Origin of the sequence: Moorena sp. SIO4A1 (assembly GCF_010672065.1) — a bacterium.
Lineage (GTDB): Bacteria > Cyanobacteriota > Cyanobacteriia > Cyanobacteriales > Coleofasciculaceae > Moorena.
On sequence record NZ_JAAHHX010000684.1, the window covers coordinates 1 to 1496 of the forward strand.

Annotated in this window: 1 pseudogene; it reads right to left on the reverse strand. The window is 31.9% G+C overall.

Annotated features, from left to right (window positions below):
* Positions 1-86: 86 nt before the first annotated feature.
* A pseudogene (locus tag F6K53_RS41920) lies at positions 87-1264 on the reverse strand (IS4 family transposase).
* Positions 1265-1496: the final 232 nt, after the last annotated feature.

Here is a 1496-nt window from a genome sequence, read left to right on the forward strand (position 1 = left end):
ACAGTGCTTGCTCCAAATCCTGAGATTCAATCAATTCTTTAGTTACCAAAATTTCTCCTAATTTGATACCAGTTAAAGACTGAATTTCAAGGGCTGTATTGCTGGGGGGGCGACATGAGAGCTAAAAAGTAGACTGTATAAGCTTCATAGCTCTCATACCTCGTAAATAATTATCGAGCTTATGACGACTTAAACGCATCAAAGCATAAACTAATTCCCAACATTTATCCATAAAATTAATCCAGTTTTGAGCATATAGTCCAATATAAAAACTGCTGTGTCTTTTAGTTAAACGCCCATATTCTTTAACTCTGCCTACATAGTTTTGAACTCCTTTTTTGTTGACTATTTCTCCTTGTATTGTGGAAAATAGATAAGCGAAAGATATTATAATTAGTAAAGATATAAAGCGCTTTCCAACCACATTAGTGCCTTCCATGTTATATCCACCGCTCTTATAATCTCGGAACATTTGTTCAATATTAAAACGTTTTTTATAGGCAGCGATTGCTTCCGATGTACTGCTCATATTTGTTAGAATAAACCAAGCTTCTTTTGTCACGGATTTTCGATAACTCTTTTTCCATTTACAGGCAACACTAAATCCTTTTATTTTTTTAGTTTTTGTAACTGTCACCTTTTCAATAAATAACGATTTACCGGGTTTTAATCCACAATTTTTCAAGGAAATCCAACCGATTTTTTTTAGTTCAATTTGTTCCGACTCTTTTAGTCTCAAACAAAACTGAAAACCTTGTTTGTCTAACCATTCAGCCAACTTTACTGAACAAAACTCTCGGTCTCCTAAAATAACAACATTATAGCTATCAAATAGCCCTATGATAGTTGATATTATTTGTTTTTGCTCTAAAAAATTACTTGAACCAAGTTTTGAAAGAAGTTCAAAATAAATTGGGATGGCTCGGTTTTTATAAATTATACTAATCATCAATAAATTCTTGTCCTTCCAATTAGTTCTATCGATAGCCAAATAGATTTTTTGTTCTTTACTAAATTTGTGTTTGAGCCATTCTCGAATGATTGGAAACCATAAGTCTTTTATTTCAAGAATTGATAATGACAAAAATCTCTGTAATTTTTTACGTCTTGAATTAACTTTAATAGGTAAAGGTAATGACTCAGCAATTTTTTCGAGTTTGACATTTTTAGTATCTTGTATAATAATGACTACAAGGTAAAAAAACAAAAACTGAGATTCGGAAAGTAGATTTTTTAGATGTTTTTGATATAATTCGGGTATCATTCTCAATTGGTAGGTCGTATTGACAAATTATGACCTATCTTTTTTTACCATAATTCGATCAAGTTAATATATATCAAGGGTTACAGGCCGCTTGTCGCCCCCCCAGGCTGTATTGAGTTGAATATGAGAAATAAGTCGTTTACGGACTAGAATTTTACCAAGTTGCATGACTGGGTGCTTTTGTATCAATTAATAATCGAACATTGGTCATTATTCAATTTCCAATTAACTT